The organism is Trichocoleus sp. FACHB-40, from assembly GCF_014695915.1.
Lineage (GTDB): Bacteria > Cyanobacteriota > Cyanobacteriia > Cyanobacteriales > FACHB-T130 > Funiculus > Funiculus sociatus.
The window spans coordinates 134955-155402 of sequence record NZ_JACJPF010000101.1 but is presented as its reverse complement, the minus strand read 5'-3'; the positions used below and the strand labels follow the sequence as shown (position 1 = coordinate 155402).

Sequence of the window (20448 nt, the reverse complement as noted above, 5' to 3'; positions counted from 1 at the left end):
ATGTTAGGAAATGTAGAAGAAGTTTTATCACGCATAAAGCCTAATGACCTTGTTCTTGATGTAGGCGGTTGGGCTTGCCCATTTAACCGGGCAAACTGGGTAATTGATGCTGAACCTTATGAAACCAGAGGTTTCTACGCAAGAAATGGAATGGGCAAAGCTCAGGGGGGAGAAAAAGAATATTTTAATCAAGATACTTGGGTTCAAAGAGATATTTGTGATAAGGAGCCTTGGCCCTTTAAAGACAATTTTTTTGACTTTTCTATCTGTTCGCATACTCTGGAAGACATCAGAGATCCACTATATGTCTGCTCTGAACTAATTAGAGTGTCGAAGCGTGGCTATATAGAAGTTCCGTCAAGATTAGTGGAATCTTGTCGAGGAATAGAAAGTAGCAGAATAGTTGGACTGTCACATCACAGATGGCTAGTTGATATTACCGATAATTGCGTGAAATTTACTATGAAGTACCACATGATAAACGGAGATTTTCAGCTATCATTTCCCCCTTCATTTGCTAAAAAACTATCTCCCTCAGAAACTATCTCTTACCTTTTTTGGGAAGATAGTTTTGAGGTTGTCGAGACACAAATTCATGGAGTAGATAATATCCATGCTCATCTGCATCAGTTTGTAGCACAGAGGTATAATTACCCTCACTATCGGTTTGTTATGAAATGGGTAAATAACCAGGTAAATCGAGGTTTGAAGAAGATTGCACGTAGTTTCTCTGTATAAGGCTTTTCAGGATGAAGCAATGAATATATTATCAGTTGGGTGTGGTCGTAAATCATCAGAATCTGATGTAATAAGACTGGATAAATCTTCTGAAGTAAAACCAGATATAGTTTGGGATTTAGATAAATTTCCCTATCCATTTGATGACTCCAGGTTCTCGGAGATTGAGTGCTTTGATGTGATAGAGCATTTACAAAATATTCCCAAAACCTTGGAGGAATTTTATCGAATATTGAAACCGCAGGGAATTTTGAAAATAACAACGCCTCATTTTTCTTGCGCTAATTCATTTGTAGATCCTACCCATAAGTGGCATTTAAGCTACTTTTCGTTTGATTACTTTTGCCAAGAACACAAGTTGTCCTACTACTCAGATGCGAAATATATTATTAAGCACCGTCATATGCAGTTTCAAGGAGGTAGATTTAATAGATCCATTGTCAGTCGGTTAGCTAATAAATTTCCCCATACCTATGAGCAAAGATGGGCTTGGATTTTTCCAGCTTGGTATCTTTATTTGGAATTAGAAGCTATCAAAGAAGTTAATTTTAATTTATGAAAGTTGTTCACATTACCCCTACTTACTTCGACGACTTATCAATCATTGGTGGTGGTGAGCGCTATACAACAGAATTAGCTGCTTTTATGGCAGAGGTTGTAGATACTACGCTGGTGAGTTTTTCTTCAAAACGCCAATCTTATTGCCAAGGCAACCTCAAAATTGAGATTTACCCGGTTAACTATTTTATTCATAATAACAAGGTCAATCCCCTAACTTTTCGATATCTCGCTTCAATTTGGGATGCTGACGTAGTTCACATCCACCATATAAATACACTTATTTCCGATTTAGGATGTTTGACAGCATCTTGGCTGGGGAAGCGGGTTTTTGTGACTGATTACGGTGGGGGTGGTAATTTTGTAATTAATCAGAAAATTCCTGTGTTTCAAGGTTATTGTAATGCGATCGCATATTCCCGCTTTGGCTTGAATTTTCTTCCGGCTGAGCTACAAAAAAAAGGAGTTCTAATTAAAGGTGGCATGAACACAAAGCGATTTTATCCGGATATATCTTTAGAAAAACAGAAAAAGATTTTGTATGTGGGTCGGATTTTACCCCACAAAGGCATTAATTATTTAATTGAAGCTTTCCGCCTCTTAAATCTTCCAGATTACAAGTTAACAATTCTTGGAAGAGTCTATAACGAAGAATTTTACGAAGACTTGAAAAAATTGGCAGTTGGTTTACCTGTAGAATTCGTTCACGATGCAGATGATAGGAGGTTACTGCATGAATATCGTACAGCGATCGCTACCGTTTTACCTTCTGTTCATACTAACTGTTATGGTGGCTATACCCCTGTTCCAGAATTAATGGGTTTCACGTTGCTAGAATCTCAAGCTTGCGGCACTCCTGCGATTTGTACCGATGCGGGCGCAATGTCTGAATTTGTTGATGATGGTAGTACGGGATTTGTAGTGAAACAGAATTCTGGGGAAGCGATTGCTACTGCTCTTCGTCAAATTATTACCTTATCCCCATCCGAATATTTAGAGTATCAAAATCGCTGCTACGAGTGGATAAAAGCCTTAACTTGGTCAACAGTAGTCAAGAAGCATTTAGAGCTGTACAACAAGTCTTTATAAGCTTACTTCAAGCTCCACAGATTTTCATTGATAAACAAAGAGTTTTTTGTATAGTCTAAATCCATTTGTTAGAAAATAATACTATGCGGATAGGACATTATATGTACGGCATTTGGGAACCAGGCGGAGTTGCGTCCTATATCCGCCGTCTAAGTGCCGCCCAAATTGCAGCAGGTGACGCTGTTTATTTTCTGGATAATCAGCCAATTACCAGTGTGCCAAATAGTGGAACCGAACTACCGATATTTGTGCGCGATGACAGGGATTTATTTACTCAGGCAAAGGCACTGAGGCTGGATATTTTGCATTTGCACACTGACATTAGTACACTTCCAGACGAGCGTATTGCAACCATCCGCACCATTCACGGACATAAACCTTACTGTCCCAGTGGTGGCAAGTATCTAAAACGCTCTAGTCAGCCGTGCGATCGCATCTACAGCCTCACTGGGTGTCTCTGGGGACATCTCGTGGATCGCTGTGGTAGTGCTAGACCGCATAAGTTGTACGCTGACTTTCAGAGTACCTGGGACGAGATGCGCGTTTTGTCTGATATTCATGCGATCGCAAACAGCCAGTTTCTCAAAGATCAAATGGTTCGTTTAGGTTACGCCGAGAACCTGATTCATGTCCTTTATTACCCTGCTCCCAAACTTCCGGAATACTTCCCCCCGCCTCAAGAAGACGTCCCACATTTCCTTTTTATGGGACGCATTGTGCCACAAAAAGGACTCGACTGGCTGTTACGAGCAATACAACAAGTCAACGTCCCAGTTCACTTAGATATTGCTGGAGATGGCTATCAAAAAACAGAAATACAAGCTTTATCAGAGCGTCTAGGAATTACTAAAAAAGTCACATTTCATGGATGGGCAAATGAAGCGGAAATCTTTAAATTACTCCAGGCAGCAAGGGCGCTCATTTTTCCGTCAGTGTGGCACGAACCAGCAGGAATAGTCAGTATAGAAGCTGCCGCCACTGGTAGACCTATCATCGCCAGTCGAGTAGGAGGAATACCTGAGTATATCGCCCAACAACAACATACCCTACTTGTAAAACCAAATGATATTTCTGGATTGGCACAAACTATTGAACGTTTAGCTCTCGACTGGACTTTAGCAAAACATTTGGGAGAGGAAGGAAGGGAAATGGTGCCAACCCAATTTTCAATGCATAAACATCTGCATGTACTGAATCAACTGTATAAACTGGCTATGCAAGTTAAGGTTGGTTTATGAAAATATTCACCCTTTCTATTAGGGCGCTAAAGAGAGTTTTATTTGAGGGTATTCTATATTTTACTAATCGATTTGTAGCTCATATTCCCTTCCATTTTATCCGATTGTCTTTTTACCGCTTTTGTCTGGGGTTTGAAATTGGTTCAGATAGTCTTATCTTTATGGATGCTTGGTTTGATACAAGAAGCAACTTTAAAATGGGTAAAAGTAGCGTAATTAATCAAAAATGTCGATTGGATAACCGTGGCGGTATCACTATTGGTGACAATGTTTCGATTTCTGCCGAGGTATGTATTCTGACAGCAGATCATGATTTACAAAGTAGTAATTTTAAAGGCCGCCATCGTCCAGTAAATATTGAAAATTATGTCTTCATTGGAACGCGAGCGATGGTTTTACCTGGAGTTACTTTAGGTAAAGGCTCAGCTATAGCAGCTGGTGCAGTAGTCACTAAAGATGTTGCCCCTTTCACAATTGTTGCAGGTGTTCCTGCCAAGCCCATAGGTAGCCGACCTGATGAGCTAAAGTATAGCGCTAGTTACCATCGGTTATTTTTTTAGCTATTTTTTAAAGTTAATCTACTTGATATTCAACAGGCTTATGAAAAAAGTTCAACCGCAAGATAGTTGGCGTGAGAGTTGGAAATATAGCTATCCATATGATTTGCTGGAAATTTATGGCGAGATGAGTTATCGCGGATATGCTTATGCTTACGCAAATCGCCGCCAACATACTTTGGAATTAGTTCAAAAAATTGCCCGACCGGGAGCGAAAGTATTGGATGTAGCAGCCGGACAGGGAAATTTTACATTGTCTTTAGCAGAACTCGGCTATGAAGTTACTTGGAATGATTTACGTGAAGAGTTAGTTGATTATGTCAAGCTTAAGTGGGAACGCGGCGTAATTCATTATGCACCTGGAGACATTTTTTCTCTTGGTTTTGAAGGGTGTTTCGATGTAATCTTAATTACAGAAATTATCGAACACGTTGCCCATCCTGATGATTTTTTATATAGAATTGCTCAATTGGTTAAAGTGGGCGGATACATTGTTATGAGTACGCCTAATGGTGAATATTTTCAGAACCGTTTACCTAAGTTTTCGGATTGTCCCGATCCAAGTCAGTTTGAAGAAATCCAATTTCAGCCTAATGCAGATGGACATATTTTTTTATTACATCTTGATGAAGTTGAATTACTGGCTAAAAAAGCGGGGTTAACTGTTGTAGAAACCCGACTTTTTACCAATACTCTCACCAATGGGCATTTAAAATTAGGGACTGTACTCAAGCTTGTGCCGCGTACCTGGGTTGATGCTTGCGAAAGCTTTACTCGCTCGCTACCTCTTCACTGGCGAAAAAAACTACACACTGGCATGATTTGTTTACTATCACGCTCCTCTGATATTACTAGCTAATAGTACCGATTCTTGTTTAAAATTTTAGGGAATGCACACCTCATCACCAATTATCTGTATCGTTCCCCGCCTGCCTCCAGCAATTGATGGAGTGGGTGATTATGCTTTAAATCTAGCTTTGCAACTGCGTAAAGATTACGGAACTAAAACGCATTTTATTGTAGGCGATCGCTCTAGCATCGTTTCCCCACAAATTGAGGGATTTCCTGTCAGCCGAATAAAGGTGCATTCGGCTAGCGAGCTGTTATCTTTAATGCCTAGCGATACAGGCACAGTTTTGCTACATTATGTGGGTTATGGCTATGCAAAACGAGGCTGTCCATCTTGGTTAGTTGAAGGCTTGGAACGTTGGAAGAGTACGGGAAATAACACGTATTTAGTAACAATGTTCCATGAAGTTTATGCTTCTGGTGCAATTTGGAACAGCTCCTTTTGGTTATCGCCGCTACAGAAAAATTTGGCGGCGCGTCTGGCAAGAGTTAGCGATCGCTGTGTCACCAGCAAACAACACTATGCCGAAATACTATATCAATTGAGTCAAGGCAAACAAACCCAAATCTCCACCCTCCCCGTATTTTCCAACATAGGGGAGCCAGAACAGGTGCCACCTTTACTAGAACGTAACCGATGCCTAGTGGTGTTTGGAGGACGCGCTAAAAGGCTACAGGTTTATCGAGAATCTCTGGCAGAACTAGAGCTAGCCTGTCAGCTGCTAGGAATTAAAGAAATCTTCGATATTGGGCCATCAACAGGCCTAACTTTATCTTCCGTTAATCGCGTACCGATAGTTGAGATGGGACAGTTACCCGCTACAGAAATCAGCAGCATCCTGTTAAATTCCCTGACGGGTTTCTTTAACTATCACCCTGAATTCTTAGCGAAATCAACCATTTTTGCTACTTACTGCGCTTATGGAGTGCTTCCCGCCAGTTCTCGATGTAGTCTGCCAACTGATGGCATAGAAGCAGGAAAACATTACTGGGTTCCGGATAAGGAGACTACAGACTGTAAAAATTGGGTGGAGGTGCAAGCGATCGCAGACAATGCCCGTACTTGGTATCAAACCCATAACTTGTTGGTACACGCAAAAACTTTTGCGGCACACTTAGAGAAAACAATTGTTGAGCATTAATCAAAGTCTCAAAGCCCAGCGTCAATTTGCTTCAGATGTCAGCGGTGGTAGGAGTAGTCAATCAATCTACACAGCATTTGAGCAGGTGTTGGCGCAGCTCGATCTCAAAGGCGATCTTCTAGATTTTGGTGCTGGTACAGGCAATCTAACTAAGCGCCTTCAAACATTAAATCGATTTAGTTCCATCACTGGCATTGACATCATGCAGTGTCCAGTTGACATAGATAATTCTATTAGATGGATCACTTGGGATCTGAACGATAAAATTCATCTTCCCAATCAATCATTTGATGTGATTGTATCCGCTGAAGTCATCGAGCATCTGGAAAATCCTAGAGCCGTAGCAAGGGAATGGTTTCAATTACTCCGTCCTGGTGGAACACTTATTTTTAGCACACCTAATAACGAAAGCTGGCGTTCTTTGATAGCGCTTCTATTGCGAGGGCATTTTGTCGCCTTCAGCGATACTTGTTACCCGGCACATATCACCGCACTTCTACGCAAGGACATTCAGCGCATTCTAAGTGAAGCTAACTTTTCTCCACCAAAGTTTGTTTTTACTAATGTTGGTGGTATTCCCAACTTTCCCAAGCTGCAATGGCAAACATTTTCTGGAGGACTGCTTAAGGGTATTCGTTACAGCGATAACTTACTAGTGATCGCTCATAAACCAATGTCATAACTCAGCCTACGCATAACTATATTAATCACCCAATATTTCGGCAAAGTGATAAGCATTATGGTAAAAATTCTCATGTCATCTCGCCTATTTTATCCGAGCATTGGGGGCAGTGAAACAGATATAGAAGTTTTGGCACATGAATTTACCCGGTTTGGACACGTAATTAAAGTTGTTACTCAAACTCCAGGTAGTCATATTGATGCTGATGGTTTAAAGTTTCCATTTGATGTGATTAGGCAACCAAGCCCTGCCAAGCTTTTCCAACTCGTAAAATGGTGCGATGTATATTTCCACAATGGTATTATTTTGAAAGATGCTTGGCCGCTTCTGATATGCCGAAAACCCTGGATAATTAGGCACCAGACCTGGATTAAATTACCACATGATATTGGTGGTAACTTTTCTGGTTGGAAGGCGAATTTAAAAGAAGTATTGGTAAAATTTTCTACATCAATTTCAATTAGCAAATCTATAGCTGGACATTTGCCACATTTTTCTACAATTATCCCCAATCCATACCGCGATAATTTATTCCGCGTAATTCCTGAAATTGCTAAAACCAAAGAATTTGTATTTCTGGGACGGCTAGTTTCAGACAAAGGTGTAGAGATGCTGCTTGAAGCATTGGCAGAATTGAAACATCAGGGAATGATGCCTCAGTTATCCATCATTGGTTCTGGGGTGGAGGAGCCAAAACTGCGCCAAAAAACTAACGATTTAGCACTGGCAGAACAAGTTGTTTTTCTGGGTTCAAAAATCGGAGAAGAATTAGTACAGATACTAAATGAACATCAAATTATGGTAATTCCTTCACTGTGGGATGAGCCTTTTGGCGTAGTTGCACTAGAAGGTATTGCCTGTGGTTGTGCAATCGTTGGTTCAGAGGGAGGCGGACTAAAAGATGCCATTGGTTCTTGTGGAGTGACTTTTCCTAATGGAGATGTTAAAGCACTGACGAAAGCGCTATTCGACTTGTTGACTAATCCTGATAAATTATCGACTTGCAGGAGAAACGCCGAATCACATTTATTACGCCATAAAAAAGCAGAAGTTGCCAAGGCATATTTACAGGTTATTGAGGCAGCAAAAAAGTGAACCTGCTAATTGGTCTGGTAGCTATTTTAGTCATAATTTATATTTCATCCCTCAACTGGCGGCGCACTCTTAAAGCTCTATTTGGGCTCTTAATTATTGAGGGTGCAGTGCGAAAATGGGTTTTACCCCAAGCTAGCGATCTGATTTATTTTTTGAAAGACTTTGTTCTTTTAGGCGCTTATATTTCCTACTATGGCTCCTCAGCTTCTGCGAGAAGATTGCCGATTAAAAATGACCCGATCACTATCATAATATTTTTAGTTGCCGCCTGGTGCTTGTTTCAGGCTTTTAATCCTAGTTTAGGGTCGCCTATGGTAGGATTTTTTGGAATGAGAGGCTATTTATTTTATCTTCCTTTAATGTGGATAATTCCTACCTTATTTCAGTCAGAAGAAGAGCTATATAAGTTTTTGCGATCGCATCTTTTATTCTTAATCCCAGTTTGCCTCTTAGGTATTGCCCAATTCTTCGCTCCTGCTTCCAGTCCTCTTAATGTTTATGCTCCTGGCGAAGTGACATCAGCAGCCACATTTGGGGTGACATCTTCTGTCAGGGTTACAGGAACTTTCTCCTACATAAGTGGCTACTCCGTCTACCTGCTAGTATGCTTCAGTTTACTAATACCCGTACTGGCATCATCCCAGTACAAATGGTGGAAGTTAGCATCTGTTATAGAAATCTTTTTGCTAACCGTTAACTCATTTATGACTGGCGCTCGCGGTCTTATAATTGGTGAAGTTTTATTTTTGTTTGGTTATTTATTCTTACTCGCATTTACCCGTCCTATAAGTACGGTGCGCTTCCTTAGACAGTTGTTACCATTGGCTATTGTTGTTGCTATTATTGCTCCTATCTGGTTTCGTCCAGCAATCAATGCTTTTTGGCTGCGTACAACTTCTAACCAAGATGTATCCGGTCGCATTGTGGGCAGTTTTACACAACCTTTTGAGTTTATTAAATACAAAGAACTTGACGGATATGGTACTGGTGCAACACACCAAGCAGCTCCAGCCCTCAAAAAAGCATTAGGTTTGCCATCCGGTGAAGTTATTCCCACTTATTATGAATCGGAAATGGGCAGAGTAATCTTGGAATTAGGGCCTGTTGGTTTTTTTCTTTGGTATGGATTAAGGGTTAGTATCATTATCGCTCTTTGGCTGGTATTTTGGAAATTGCAACGAGCATTTTTGCGCCACTTAGCACTTGCAGCTTTTATCATTCAAGTAATTCAGATTAATGGTCAACTGGTTTTTAATCATACTTTCTCAATTTACTACTGGTTTCTCAGTAGTTTTATTTTTCTCTTACCTCGATTAGAGCAAGTAGAAAATTGGCATCGAGAACAACAACTATTGCAAGAAGATGTCTCATCCACGTATTTCCCTGATTCACCCTACCAGTAGTCCATTTTCTCGCAATGCTGCGATCGCTTTATGGGAAGCCGACTTACTCCACGAAGTAATCACTACCATTGCCTATAACCCAAAAGGTTCTATATCACGCTACTTAAGTCTATTACCCAAACAAATTAGAAATCGTGTTGCTCATGAATTAGGGCGACGGACATGGATTACCCCCACTGGTATACCAATGCGAACCCATCCCTGGCAAGAAGCGATGCGGTTGGCGCTAGTAAAAACGAGTTTAAGCCATCGATTAGGTTTAGGAAATCAGGGGCCTATTAATTGGGTCTATTCTTCATTAGATTGCCACGTTGCTAAGCATCATCTTAGAAATATTCATGCAGTTTATGCCTATGAAGATGGAGCCGCTGTCACCTTTGAAACAGCCAAACAGCAAGGCGTTCTCTGTTTATACGATTTACCAATTATTTTTTATCGCATGAGTCGCGATATTCAAGTAGAAGAATCTGAACGATTTCCGGATTTAGCACCAGCATTACAGGCAGTTAAAGAACCTGCTTGGAAAATCGAACGCAAACAGCAGGAAGTCGAGTTATCAGACCATATTTTTGTAGCATCTTCTATCACAAAAAAATCTTTGTTAGATATTGGCGTGAAACCGGAAAAAATCAGCGTCATTCCCTACGGTTCGCCCATTGACTATTTTCATCCACAACCCAAAAGCGATAAACTTTTTCGAGCTTTATTTGTGGGTCGGGTAGGACCGCGTAAAGGTGTGCATTACTTATTACAAGCTTGGCAAAAAATGCGACTTAGAGAAGCGGAATTATTATTAGTAGGAATTAATGAGTTTCCGGCTAGCTGGTTAGCTCAATATACCGATATTTTTCGGTATGTCTCCTCTGTACCTCATACCTTATTGAATCAATACTATAGTTCGGCAAATGTTCTAGTTTTTCCTTCTTTAGTTGAAGGATTTGGTTTAGTGCTTTTAGAGGCAATGGCTTGTGGAATTCCCGTTATTACAACCCCTAATACGGCTGGTTATGATATTGTCGCAGATGGCGTGGAAGGGTTTATTGTGCCAATTCGTGATGTAGAAGCTATTAAGGAAAAACTAGAGTGGTGCTACTGCCACCCGCAAGAATTAGCAGAGATGGGACGAGCAGCCCGTCGGAAAGCTGAGCAATTAAATTGGGATTTATATCGGCAAAGATTGGCAAGTCGGGTGCAAGAGCTTTTGAATAGTTAAACTGTGATATATCGCTATAATACCTAATACGGTTAACTTAAGAATAGTTCTTTCTATGTTGGGGTTAGATTTTTTGCTGTTGCAGGTATAAAGTGAAATGGTATAAGTTAGGGCAATTTCTGAATTGTCCCAACACATACATATTCCTGTACACCCACTACGTCCAAATTTAATAATTAAATATTGTTATATTCGCCTCATAATTTATAAACACCTCCGGAACCATTCGTCCTGATGGCATAACAAAAGTCTGTATCAGTAGGTAGCAATTCTGATAGAGGCAATTGTGAAAGTTTTACACGTTATTCCCTCCGTAAGTCCAGCTTTGGGAGGGCCAAGTCACGTTGTTTTAAATTTGGTAAAAGCTTTACGAGACTGCGGTATTGACGCGGAAATTGCTACGACAAATGATAATGGTTCAGCACTGTTAGATGTACCTTTAAATCAACGGGTTGAATACGAGCAAGTTCCTATTTGGTTCTTGCCTCGGTTTTCGCCACCGATGAAAGAATTTATTTTTTCTGCGGCTCTCACTCGCTGGCTCATGTTACACATCCGCGACTATGACATCATAGAAACTCACTATCTTTTTTCCTATGCTTCTACTTGTGCTGGCGCGATCGCTAGATGGCAAGGCGTCCCCTACATAGTTCGTACTATAGGCCAGATGGCTCCTTGGGCATTGGCACAAAGTCAGCTGAAAAAACAAATCTACACCTTTTTAATTGAGCGACACAATTTGAATTGTGCAGCTGCAATCCATTGTACTTGTACTGGCGAAGCAGAGGATGTCCGTAAATTTGGAATTAAAACTCCCACAATTACGCTACCTTTAGGAGTCGATAAACCTACTATTTCCGCTGAAGCTAAACAAAAACTACGCCAAATTTACGGCATACCATCAACTACGCCAGTGGTGCTATTTCTGTCTCGCCTTCATTATAAAAAGCGCCCAGATTTGCTGGTGTACGCGCTAAGCAGACTTGCCGCCCAAAAAGATGATTTTCACCTAATATTAGCGGGTTCAGGAGAGTCAAATTATATTACACACTTAACAAATTTAGTTTCATCGCTTGGCTTAGCTTCTCGCACATCTATGACAGGCTTTGTCACTGGTGAAGATAAAGATTTGCTGCTGCAAGGTTCAGATATGTTTGTCTTGCCATCGTTTTCGGAAAATTTTGGAGTAGCTGTAGCAGAAGCAATGGCGGCGGGGTTACCAGTAATTGTGACTCCAGATGTACAAATTTCGCCAGAAATTGCCGGAGAAAAAGCTGGACTGGTGATTAAAGGAGAAGTCGAGCCTTTAGCAGGTGCGATCGCTTCCCTCCTCAACTCTCCAAAACAGCGATCGCAATTGGGTGAAAATGGTAGGCGCTTGGTAAGTCGTCGATACTCTTGGCCTTGCGTCGCGCAAAATCTTGCTTCTGCCTATAGCGCCATTCTCAAAGAACAACCAATCCCTACTAATGAGCGATTAGCTATTAGCGATTAGTCAGTTGTCCGTAAGCCTTGGAAAGTTGGAAATGACTAAGGACTAATAACTCTTGTGAGCATCGACGCTATTTTAGTGATGGGTAAGATATGCTGGACTGCACCAAGCGCGATCGCTTCTTTTGGCATTCCGAACACCACACAACTCGCCTCATCCTGAGCAATGGTCACACCACCAGCCGACGCGATCGCCTGCATTCCCTCCGCACCATCTCTACCCATCCCCGTCAATAATATCCCCACAGCAGCCTGACCATAGACACTGGCCACCGATTTAAAAGTAACCGTTACAGAAGGGCGATGCCCTTCCAGGGGTGGTGAGGAAGAATACAAAAATCTACCTTGTGCATCAAACTCCAAATGCGATCGCTCCAGGGGAAAATAAATAGTTCCCGGTTTTGGAACCTCCCCAGCACGAGCAATTTTGATAGGCATTTGACACTCAGCCGCCAACCAATCTACCATTCCTTGCAAAAAACCTTCGCTGATGTGCTGAATACAAATCACTGGCACCGGGAAATTAATCGGCAGCTGAGTGAGAATTGCGTACAAAGCTTGCGGGCCACCTGTAGACGCACCAATTGTGACAATTTTATCTTTTGAATTTCGGATTTTGGATTGACCATTTAAAATCGAATATTTCTTGTTACCAGGCTCAGCTTTGTAACGAATGTTGGAAAGCTCAGTCTCTCGATTATTAACAATAGTATCAACTGTAGGTTTCTTTCGATAATGAGTAAAAACTGTAACCCCAGAAAGGATTTTTATCTTACAAATTAACTCCTGTTTTACCAACTCATAATCCGAACCATTTCCACCACGCGGCTTAGGGAAGATATCCACCGCGCCTGCTTCCAACAACCGAAAAACATTGTGTTTATCCTCTTTTTGTACTGAAGTGCTAATCACAAGAATTGGTTTTGGATACGTTGCCATAACTTCAGATATAAATTCCAGACCATCCATCTGTGGCATGTGGAGGTCTGTGCAAATCACATCTGGCAAACAACTGGGAATCAGCGCCAATGCCTCTTTACCAGTTCCGGCTGTTCCCACCACTTGAATTTCAGGAGAGAATGCCAGAATTCGTTTCAGCATTGTCATAGCAATAGGAGAATCGTCTACTAATAAAACTTTTATTGCCATTTTGTCAAATGCTAGTTTAAGAATTGCGCTTACTATTAGCCATAAGCTAAATAAACCTTCTTAAGGTTTCTAAAAGCACTTCCTGATTAAAATTACCCTTGGTGATATAAGCATTGGCACCAGCTTCGGCACCCCTACGTTTATCTTCATCTGATGCCAAAGATGTCACCAGAATTATTGGCAATTCGTTATATTCCTGATGCTGACGAATCTTAGCAGTAAACCCCAAACCATCCAAATTTGGCATTTGCACATCGGATATCACCGCATCAAAGGAACGAGTTCTCAGTTTGTTGTAGGCATCCAATCCATCAACAGCTGTCACCACTTCATAACCTGCATTCTCCAAAATGCGCTTTTCTTGAGTGCGAATGGCGATAGAATCTTCCGCTAATAAAATTGATCTTCTTTTTTCCTCCTGGGCAAATACTCTTGTCAGGGTCATCGCTGCGGTTCGTTTTTGCACAGATTTAATCAAATCTAGGGGATTTAAAACCATGCAAACTTCCCCAGTTCCGAGAATAGTTGCGCCAGCAACATTGCGAACCCGCTTGAGTAACTTACTCTGAGGTTTGAGTATGACATCCTGTTGATCTATACAGGCATCTACCAATAATCCCAGTCTCTCCTCTCCCACCTGCAAAATAATGCACAGCAGTTGTCCCTTGTCAGTCGTTTTGCCATTGACTACTGACAATTCCAGCAAATCTACCAGTTGCGCTACTGATACAGGGTGATTGTCCTGAATAATAGTTTCTCTGCCTTGAATAGAAAAAATTTCATCAGAAGACACCAACCGCGTTTGTTGCACAAACTCCACTGGCAGGGCATAAACTCTGCCGCCCACTTCCACAATCAACACTGACACAGTTGCTAGGTTTATACCCAGCTGTACTCGGAGCGTGCATCCTCTTTCGGGGGTAGATTCTACTTGTATAGTTCCTTTCAGGCGTTCGACGTTGGTGCGAACTACATCCAGCCCTACGCCTCTGCCAGAAACTTCGGTGACAAAGGTGCGGGTGGAGAAGCCGGGGGCAAAAATCAAGGAGTGAATTTGAGTTGTTGTCATGGCGGCGAGTTCTTCTTCCCGACAGATTCCGCGCTTAAGTGCTGTCTGCTTAATCTTTGCAGTATCTAAACCTCGGCCATCGTCCGCGACTTCTATCACAATATTCGTGGCGGTTTGGTAGCCTCTGACGCGAATTGTAGCGGTAGGTGGCTTGCCTACAGCTTCTCGCTCTGCTGGTGTTTCGATACCATGATCTACGCAATTGCGAATCATGTGGATCAATGGATCTTTCATTTCTTCTAGGATGCGCTTGTCGGCTTTGGTTTGGTCGCCTGCGATCGCTAGTTCAATTTCTTTATTTTGCTGTTTAGCTAGATCCCGTACCATCCGGGGAAGCATCTGAAAAATAGTCGATAGGGGCAAAAGGCGTAGGGTACGTATTCCCTCTTCTAAGTCACTAGCAATCGTATCCAGTCTGGTGGTGTCTTCGTAGATGGCATTTCTTAACTGGTTGACTAGAACTCCCATGCGCTCCCCGAAGGCTTTAGTTTCTAAGGACGCACTGCTGTACGCCCCTATATCTGAGTGCTGAGTGGTAGAGGGATTTAATTGCCTCTCAGGTTTTAGCTTTTCCTTCTGGACATTCAGCGCTGAAGTTCTCAGGAGTGTTGGGCGGTTCCACTCTTCGCACAGGGCAACAATTTCCTCAATTTCCGCCAGTCGATGAGCAATACGGATTTTGGTGACGGTTAGTTCGCCTGCTTGGGTGAGCAAGGCATCGAGATTGCGGGTTTCGACGCGAATTGTTTCGATGCGGTAGGGTTCGTTTGCTGCTGGGGGTGGTACGGTGGGGGTTCTACTCTTGGAGAAGGTCTCTTCGGCTTTAATGTCGGCAGGAGTAGGGCGGGGAGGCTCCGCTTCTAATGGTGCCGCCTCTACTGGTGCGGGTGGTGAGGAAGGTGCTAGTAGTGTCTCTAATGGTGATGGTGCAGGCGATATCTCTAAATCTATTTGTGGTGGGGGCGCTTCGGAAGTTGTGGCTATTGTGACGGTATTTGCTTCAACTTCTTCCTGAACTCGATCGTTGTGATTGTTTTGCTTGGCTGGATTGATAGAATCAGCTCCCATCATGTGGGCAAGGACGCCAAAGGTATTGATGCCTGCTGGTTCGCCTGTGACGGCTTCATGTACCAGCTTGCACATAGCATCTAAGCCTTGATACAAGCGATCGCACGTTTGGGCTGTCAGTTGTGCCTCACCGCGTTTAACACATCCCAAAATATGTTCTAGTTGATGGGTAAGGGTTTCTACATCGCGCACGCCCAGCATTCGAGAATCCCCTTTGAGGCTGTGAGCTTCTCTTAGTAATTCTTCTAATCTGGCTTGGTCTTCCGGGTGCTTTTCTAAATGCAGTAAACCGTCATTTAGTTTCTGTAAATGTTCTTCACTTGCCGTTTTAAAAAGATTGCGTAGTTCTTCGTCTTCTACGATCATGGCTAGCTTTTAGTTATACTTTATTGGCGATTACGTGTTGGTGTTTTTTTTATAGCTAAAAGCTAATAGATTTTAGCTATACCACTGTTTTAAGATTCCAAGCGGTTTTGTTAAGTTGTTTAGTAGGGTAAAGAGCTGATAATTGTATTAGCTACCTGATTAATTGGTTGGACGATTTTGCGAACTATAAGAATTGCCTTCTGCCAATCAATTTTAATTTTTGTATTCTTTACACAACTACTTTCAGATTTAAGGCAGCTTCGTTTAGTCTTTGGATGCCTACTTTGGTTTGACTGATGCCACTAGCAGTTTCTGTTGCTGCCACATTGAGAGCATTCATCGCTTGGACGACTTGTTGAATAGCGATCGCTTGTTGTTTGGCACTCAACGAGATTTGTTGACTGTTCACAGCGATATTGTGGATAGAATCCGCAACCCCGGCGAAAGCATCTGCTGTGCCTTGTGCAGTTTTCGCCCCTTCCTGCACAGTTTTCGTTCCTTCATCTGTAACCATTACGGTTAAATTAATGGAATTTTGGATATCGGCAACTAGGGTGCTAATCTTTTGAGCTGATGTCTTACTTTGATCTGCTAGTTTGCGAATTTCTGCCGCAACAACAGCAAATCCTTTGCCATGATCGCCAGCCCGCACGGCTTCTACTGCTGCATTTAGTGCCAGCATATTGGTTTGGTTGGCTACATCACTCACCAAACTAGAGATATTGCCAATCTGATTTGTTTGATCCGAAAGACGCAAAATCTGAGAAGCGATCGCTCCCACCCTCTCTTTGAGCATTGCCATCTCTTCGAGGGTTCTGTTTACCGCTAGGCTCCCCGACTCTGTGAGAGCCATAGCCTGCCGTGCTCCCGTTGCTGCTGACTCGGCTTGCTCTGCTGTAGCCCTTGAGGAAGCACCGAGTTCATCCATCGTGGTAGTTGTTTGGCTAACTGCCGCCGCCTGTTGAGCAGCCGTGCGTTCTTGCTGCTCTGCCGTGGCAGCTATTTCTGATGAAGAAGAGACAATAGTGCTGACGATTCCGCTTATTTTGGAACTAAGCGGCTTGGCGATCGTGATGCTGAAGAAAATGCCAAAGATAATGGCAGTGAGGGGGCCGAGAATCATACCCAGGACGATCCACAATGTGGTTTGAGCTACATCTGTGTCAGCTGCTTTTTTGGCGGCTGCTCCAAATTGTTCGCTGTAATTCATAACTGATATAATCGATTCTGTTGCTTTGTCAAAAGATGTCCTCTCTTCATTTGCTGATAGTTTGCTCAGCTCATTTAATAGATTCACAGCAACTTTTGCTGCTGCAAATTGGGGGGAATTTACCCTATTTTGGTTGAGAAGTTCAATTTGTACTTCTCTAGGATTATGGATCCCTATATCATCAAACTTTTGATAAAGTCGCAGAAATTTTTCTTGGTCTTGCTTCCACCTGTCCCAGTCTATAAGGAATTGTTTATATAGATTTTTTTCCTCTTCGGTCTGTGGAGCTGACTCGTATTGTTTAAACCCCTCCTCAATCTGCTCCCAACCCTGCTTGATTCTGGTTAATTCAACTTGCTGATTTTGTTGGCTAAGAAGTGTATTGAGTAAGGCTCTCTCTGATGACTGGACTTGAGTTTGCCCTTCGTTAATTTTCCACAATCCAACAACACTTGGCAGTGTATTATTATTAAGGGTATTAATATGCTTGCTCAAGCTGGAGTTTCCGATCCAACCCGCTATCCCAACTACTAATACAATCAAACCCATTAATAGAAATGAGCCGACCAATCTAGACTGTAAATTTAAGTTTTTAAACATTGTATTTACCCTGCTTAATGCTGAAATACACGGTGAATTTTAAATTTAGGAAATTTAACTCGTATTCTGGATGTCTACTTTATTTTTAGTAATGCCATTGGATCATTTCTCCTTGAGCAAGTAGCTAGTAAATGTGAGCTGTAAACAATAAATAATTACACTTGTTCATCAACCATCAGTCCGCCTTGTAATAAGATTTTAGGTAAATTTAAAATACACATCATTGTTTCCCCGTAAAGAGCTGTTCCTTGGAGATATTCATCATTCATAGAATGGGCGGCAGCAGGTACTGGCATCATCTGGGATGGGTTTAGGTATATTACGTCAAATACAGCATCAATCATGACACCAACCACTAAATCGTCGATGTAAACAACCATTGCTTTAGATGCAGTAACTACATTAGAAATTGGTAAATTCAAGACCATACGAATATCAATTAATGTTAATATTTCACCACGCAAGTTCATATTACCTAGAATATGAGCTGGGCAGCAGGGAATCCGCTGTAAGTGACGAATATCAGTAAACTCCCGCACCGCAGCTAAGTCTAGTCCAAAATACTCATTATTTAAACCAATAACTGCAATCGGGCGACTTCCGATAACATTTTGAATTTCAGCTTGCCGCATCAAATTTGCTACCCGTTCCTGAAATATTGCTCTTTCTTCAGGGGTGGCATTGGGGCAAAATACCCGATTTTCTTTAAAAAAATTACGAGAAGTATATAGTTCTTTACTTTTACCTTCTACCGTTCCTTCTAAGGTTAAAGCTTCAACTCTATCGAAGAATTGAATTAGGTTTTCAGGATTTATCAATCTTACAATATCTGTCCCTACTGTGGCGAAACCAGCAACAAAATGAGAGGAATTGGTGCCTTCTTGCCCATAAGATAGTTCTGCTGTAATTTTATTTATGGAGATAGTCTGTACTTCCAGAACTTGATTGACGATGATGCCAAACCGAAATCTCTGGCATTGCAGTACGATGATGCTATCGGTGAGGCGGTATTCTTCCAACTCATAACCAAACCGAAGCTGGAGATCCATGATTGGCAAAATTTCGCCTCGAAGATTCAGCGCACCGACTATAGCAGGCGGTGCTTCCACTATTGGCGTTAACTCAGGAAGAAAAAATATTTCTTGTACTGAAAGTGCTTCTACTCCATAAAGGGCAGCATTCAACCTGAAGAGAATATATTGTTTGGATTCCATATAATTTATAGCTGCCTTGGTAACATTTTATTAATTTTTGCTATAAGTTCCTCAACGGTCAGGTTATCTAGTTTTTCTAAGGTAGCTTTGAAAGGTAATTTTTGTAATATTTCTAGAGCAACTGTTCGCATTTTTGTAGCTTTGATTGCCTCTCCTTCTTTATCATAAATATAGCCTAATTCTAAATAAGCGTAGATACAGTAAGGAACCAAATAAATAATTTTCTTTAAAAAAGATTTCGCTGCATTAATATCTCCTCTTTCATCTGCAATATGAGCTAGCAGGTATAGTGGCTCTTCTGCTAGAGGATTTACTTTAAGAGCCATCTGGCAATAGTGAATTGCTTTATCATATTTACCTAAATTCGCATAGATTTCTGCTTGGAGATGGTAGGGATAAAATTGCTTAGATTCCAAAGCCAAAGCGAGCGCTTGTTCTGCTTTCTCAATAGCTAAAGCATAAAATTTCTTTTTAAAAAGAGCTTCTGCTTCTAACAGAAGTGTAGTAACCGCTGCATCATTAATTTTTTCTTCCTTTAGTTTAGAAACAGATAAATTGCTCAAATCTTTGGCTGTATTATTAATTTTTTCCGCTGCTTCCTGCAATAATATTTCTGGTTTCATCAACTGAGAAGTGTTACCTATGGATTGTTCAAAGTTCATTCCCAAATTATTTGCGGGAGCGGAGGAACAAAGTATTGGTTCTCTAGTTTCGGGATATATGCTTGGTTTGCTTTCCCAAAGGCCTGCCCCTAATTCCAAATTTTCACGCCGTTGATAGATAACTGATTCTGGAAACAATTTTGCCTCCAATAAACCTATATCTTGTCCCTGAAGTTCACTATGAGCCGTCAGGAGATATCCACCAAGCTTAAGCGTGTTGTTAAATTTATTTAAAACCAAGGAAATTGCTGGCTTTTCAAAATAAACAAAAACATTACGGCAAATAATTAAATCGATTGTTTTAATACCATAAGCTGAATTATCAAATTGCTCTTTTACCAAATTTATATTTCTAAATATTACTCGTTCGCGTATATCTTTATTAAGGTGCCATTTGTCCCCTTTCAGGAAAAAATAGCGGTCTTTTAGTTGAGACTCTAGTAAACGAAATGACCAAGAACTATAAACTCCTTGCCGGGCTTGCTCAATCGCATTTTGATTAATATCTGTTCCTAAAATAAAGATGTTCCATCTGTCACAATCTGGAATTAACTCATTGAGAAGAATAGCCAGAGAATATGGTTCTTCGCCAGTTGAGCAACCGGCGCTCCAAATCCGCAGAGTTTTTGTGTACTTTTGAGCGGCTATTAATTCCGGTAATATTTTATGTCGCAGCAGAGAAAACTGTCCTTTATCTCGAAAAAAGTAACTTTCGCAAACGGTCAACGAAATTGCCAATTCTTGCCATTCATCATCACTTTGGGGGGAGGAATCTTTTAATAGTAAATAATATATTTCTGGTACAGATATATTGAATAACTTCATCCGTAAGCGAATTTTTTGGGTTAAAGCTTCTCTTTCTTCTGGGCGAATGTGCAAGCCTGTATGAGTGGCAATAAGTTGAATAAAACGCTCTAGTAAAGCCTGATTAAATTCTCCAGTAAATGACACCTTGATCTCCTTTTATTTGAAGTTGTACATAATAACGCGGATTGGCATCGTTTGTCAGCTCATGCCCATGCGATCGCTTAAGGATGGGCAATCTATCACGGGAT

Annotated in this window: 17 protein-coding genes; 12 read left to right on the top strand and 5 right to left on the bottom strand. The window is 41.4% G+C overall.

The genetic code is table 11. The features are described 5' to 3' along the window. The 12 genes from H6F63_RS23830 to H6F63_RS23775 all read left to right on the top strand — a co-directional run bounded on the left by H6F63_RS23830 (position 1) and on the right by H6F63_RS23775 (position 12059). The gene (locus H6F63_RS23830) at positions 1 to 738 is read left to right on the top strand and encodes a methyltransferase domain-containing protein (RefSeq protein WP_190639851.1); all 738 of its coding nucleotides are present in this window, start codon (positions 1 to 3) and stop codon (positions 736 to 738) included. 19 nt (positions 739 to 757) lie between these two features. Further along, positions 758 to 1297: a methyltransferase domain-containing protein gene (locus H6F63_RS23825; protein ID WP_190639850.1), complete on the top strand. Its 540-nt coding sequence runs from the start codon at positions 758 to 760 to the stop codon at positions 1295 to 1297. Then, on the top strand, positions 1294 to 2385 hold the full coding sequence (locus H6F63_RS23820; protein WP_190639849.1) for a glycosyltransferase family 4 protein: 1092 nt from the start codon (positions 1294 to 1296) through the stop codon (positions 2383 to 2385). Before H6F63_RS23825 ends, H6F63_RS23820 begins: the two co-directional genes overlap by 4 nt. A gap of 83 nt (positions 2386 to 2468) precedes the next feature. Continuing rightward, entirely contained in the window at positions 2469 to 3623 is a 1155-nt protein-coding gene (locus H6F63_RS23815; protein WP_190639848.1) for a glycosyltransferase family 4 protein, read from the top strand. Then, positions 3620 to 4183: an acyltransferase gene (locus H6F63_RS23810; protein ID WP_190639847.1), complete on the top strand. Its 564-nt coding sequence runs from the start codon at positions 3620 to 3622 to the stop codon at positions 4181 to 4183. The genes H6F63_RS23815 and H6F63_RS23810 overlap by 4 nt, the downstream gene beginning before the upstream one ends. Positions 4184 to 4223: 40 nt before the next feature. Continuing rightward, complete coding sequence (locus H6F63_RS23805) at positions 4224 to 5039, top strand: methyltransferase domain-containing protein (RefSeq protein ID WP_190639846.1); 816 nt, start codon at positions 4224 to 4226, stop codon at positions 5037 to 5039. Between the two features lie 31 nt (positions 5040 to 5070). After that, positions 5071 to 6171 (top strand): glycosyltransferase family 1 protein, encoded by a 1101-nt coding sequence (locus tag H6F63_RS23800; RefSeq protein ID WP_190639845.1) that lies wholly within the window; start codon positions 5071 to 5073, stop codon positions 6169 to 6171. Continuing rightward, positions 6161 to 6853: a methyltransferase domain-containing protein gene (locus H6F63_RS23795; protein WP_190639844.1), complete on the top strand. Its 693-nt coding sequence runs from the start codon at positions 6161 to 6163 to the stop codon at positions 6851 to 6853. The genes H6F63_RS23800 and H6F63_RS23795 overlap by 11 nt, the downstream gene beginning before the upstream one ends. A 57-nt stretch (positions 6854 to 6910) precedes the next feature. Beyond that, entirely contained in the window at positions 6911 to 7948 is a 1038-nt protein-coding gene (locus H6F63_RS23790; protein WP_190639843.1) for a glycosyltransferase family 4 protein, read from the top strand. Then, positions 7945 to 9351, top strand: coding sequence for a hypothetical protein (locus H6F63_RS23785; RefSeq protein ID WP_190639842.1), 1407 nt, complete (start codon positions 7945 to 7947; stop codon positions 9349 to 9351). Before H6F63_RS23790 ends, H6F63_RS23785 begins: the two co-directional genes overlap by 4 nt. Then, entirely contained in the window at positions 9311 to 10564 is a 1254-nt protein-coding gene (locus tag H6F63_RS23780) for a glycosyltransferase family 4 protein (RefSeq protein WP_190639841.1), read from the top strand. The genes H6F63_RS23785 and H6F63_RS23780 overlap by 41 nt, the downstream gene beginning before the upstream one ends. Positions 10565 to 10850: 286 nt before the next feature. Further along, positions 10851 to 12059 (top strand): glycosyltransferase, encoded by a 1209-nt coding sequence (locus tag H6F63_RS23775; RefSeq protein WP_190639840.1) that lies wholly within the window; start codon positions 10851 to 10853, stop codon positions 12057 to 12059. 35 nt (positions 12060 to 12094) lie between these two features. Here H6F63_RS23775 and cheB read toward each other — a convergent pair whose 3' ends face one another. The 5 genes from cheB to H6F63_RS23750 all read right to left on the bottom strand — a co-directional run bounded on the left by cheB (position 12095) and on the right by H6F63_RS23750 (position 20344). After that, entirely contained in the window at positions 12095 to 13204 is a 1110-nt protein-coding gene (gene cheB, locus H6F63_RS23770) for a chemotaxis-specific protein-glutamate methyltransferase CheB (RefSeq protein WP_190639839.1), read from the bottom strand. A gap of 46 nt (positions 13205 to 13250) precedes the next feature. Continuing rightward, the gene (locus tag H6F63_RS23765; RefSeq protein WP_190639838.1) at positions 13251 to 15707 is read right to left on the bottom strand and encodes a hybrid sensor histidine kinase/response regulator; all 2457 of its coding nucleotides are present in this window, start codon (positions 15705 to 15707) and stop codon (positions 13251 to 13253) included. Positions 15708 to 15936: 229 nt separating this feature from the next. After that, a complete protein-coding gene (locus tag H6F63_RS23760; protein WP_190639837.1) occupies positions 15937 to 17517 on the bottom strand; it encodes a methyl-accepting chemotaxis protein in 1581 nt (526 codons plus the stop codon). Between the two features lie 155 nt (positions 17518 to 17672). Further along, a complete protein-coding gene (locus H6F63_RS23755) occupies positions 17673 to 18731 on the bottom strand; it encodes a chemotaxis protein CheW (protein ID WP_190639836.1) in 1059 nt (352 codons plus the stop codon). 5 nt (positions 18732 to 18736) lie between these two features. Beyond that, positions 18737 to 20344 carry a CheR family methyltransferase gene (locus tag H6F63_RS23750; RefSeq protein WP_190639835.1) on the bottom strand — a complete coding sequence of 536 codons (1608 nt, stop codon included), beginning with the start codon at positions 20342 to 20344 and terminating at the stop codon, positions 18737 to 18739. Positions 20345 to 20448: the final 104 nt, after the last annotated feature.

Coding starts and splice junctions, on each gene's coding strand:
- cheB (WP_190639839.1), bottom strand. CDS start 13,204: ATGGCAATAAAAGTTTTATTAGTAGACGATTCTCCTATTGCTATGACA.
- H6F63_RS23760 (WP_190639837.1), bottom strand. CDS start 17,517: ATGTTTAAAAACTTAAATTTACAGTCTAGATTGGTCGGCTCATTTCTA.
- H6F63_RS23830 (WP_190639851.1), top strand. CDS start 1: ATGTTAGGAAATGTAGAAGAAGTTTTATCACGCATAAAGCCTAATGAC.
- H6F63_RS23765 (WP_190639838.1), bottom strand. CDS start 15,707: ATGATCGTAGAAGACGAAGAACTACGCAATCTTTTTAAAACGGCAAGT.
- H6F63_RS23790 (WP_190639843.1), top strand. CDS start 6,911: ATGGTAAAAATTCTCATGTCATCTCGCCTATTTTATCCGAGCATTGGG.
- H6F63_RS23780 (WP_190639841.1), top strand. CDS start 9,311: ATGTCTCATCCACGTATTTCCCTGATTCACCCTACCAGTAGTCCATTT.
- H6F63_RS23755 (WP_190639836.1), bottom strand. CDS start 18,731: ATGGAATCCAAACAATATATTCTCTTCAGGTTGAATGCTGCCCTTTAT.
- H6F63_RS23815 (WP_190639848.1), top strand. CDS start 2,469: ATGCGGATAGGACATTATATGTACGGCATTTGGGAACCAGGCGGAGTT.
- H6F63_RS23810 (WP_190639847.1), top strand. CDS start 3,620: ATGAAAATATTCACCCTTTCTATTAGGGCGCTAAAGAGAGTTTTATTT.
- H6F63_RS23825 (WP_190639850.1), top strand. CDS start 758: ATGAATATATTATCAGTTGGGTGTGGTCGTAAATCATCAGAATCTGAT.
- H6F63_RS23820 (WP_190639849.1), top strand. CDS start 1,294: ATGAAAGTTGTTCACATTACCCCTACTTACTTCGACGACTTATCAATC.
- H6F63_RS23800 (WP_190639845.1), top strand. CDS start 5,071: ATGCACACCTCATCACCAATTATCTGTATCGTTCCCCGCCTGCCTCCA.
- H6F63_RS23805 (WP_190639846.1), top strand. CDS start 4,224: ATGAAAAAAGTTCAACCGCAAGATAGTTGGCGTGAGAGTTGGAAATAT.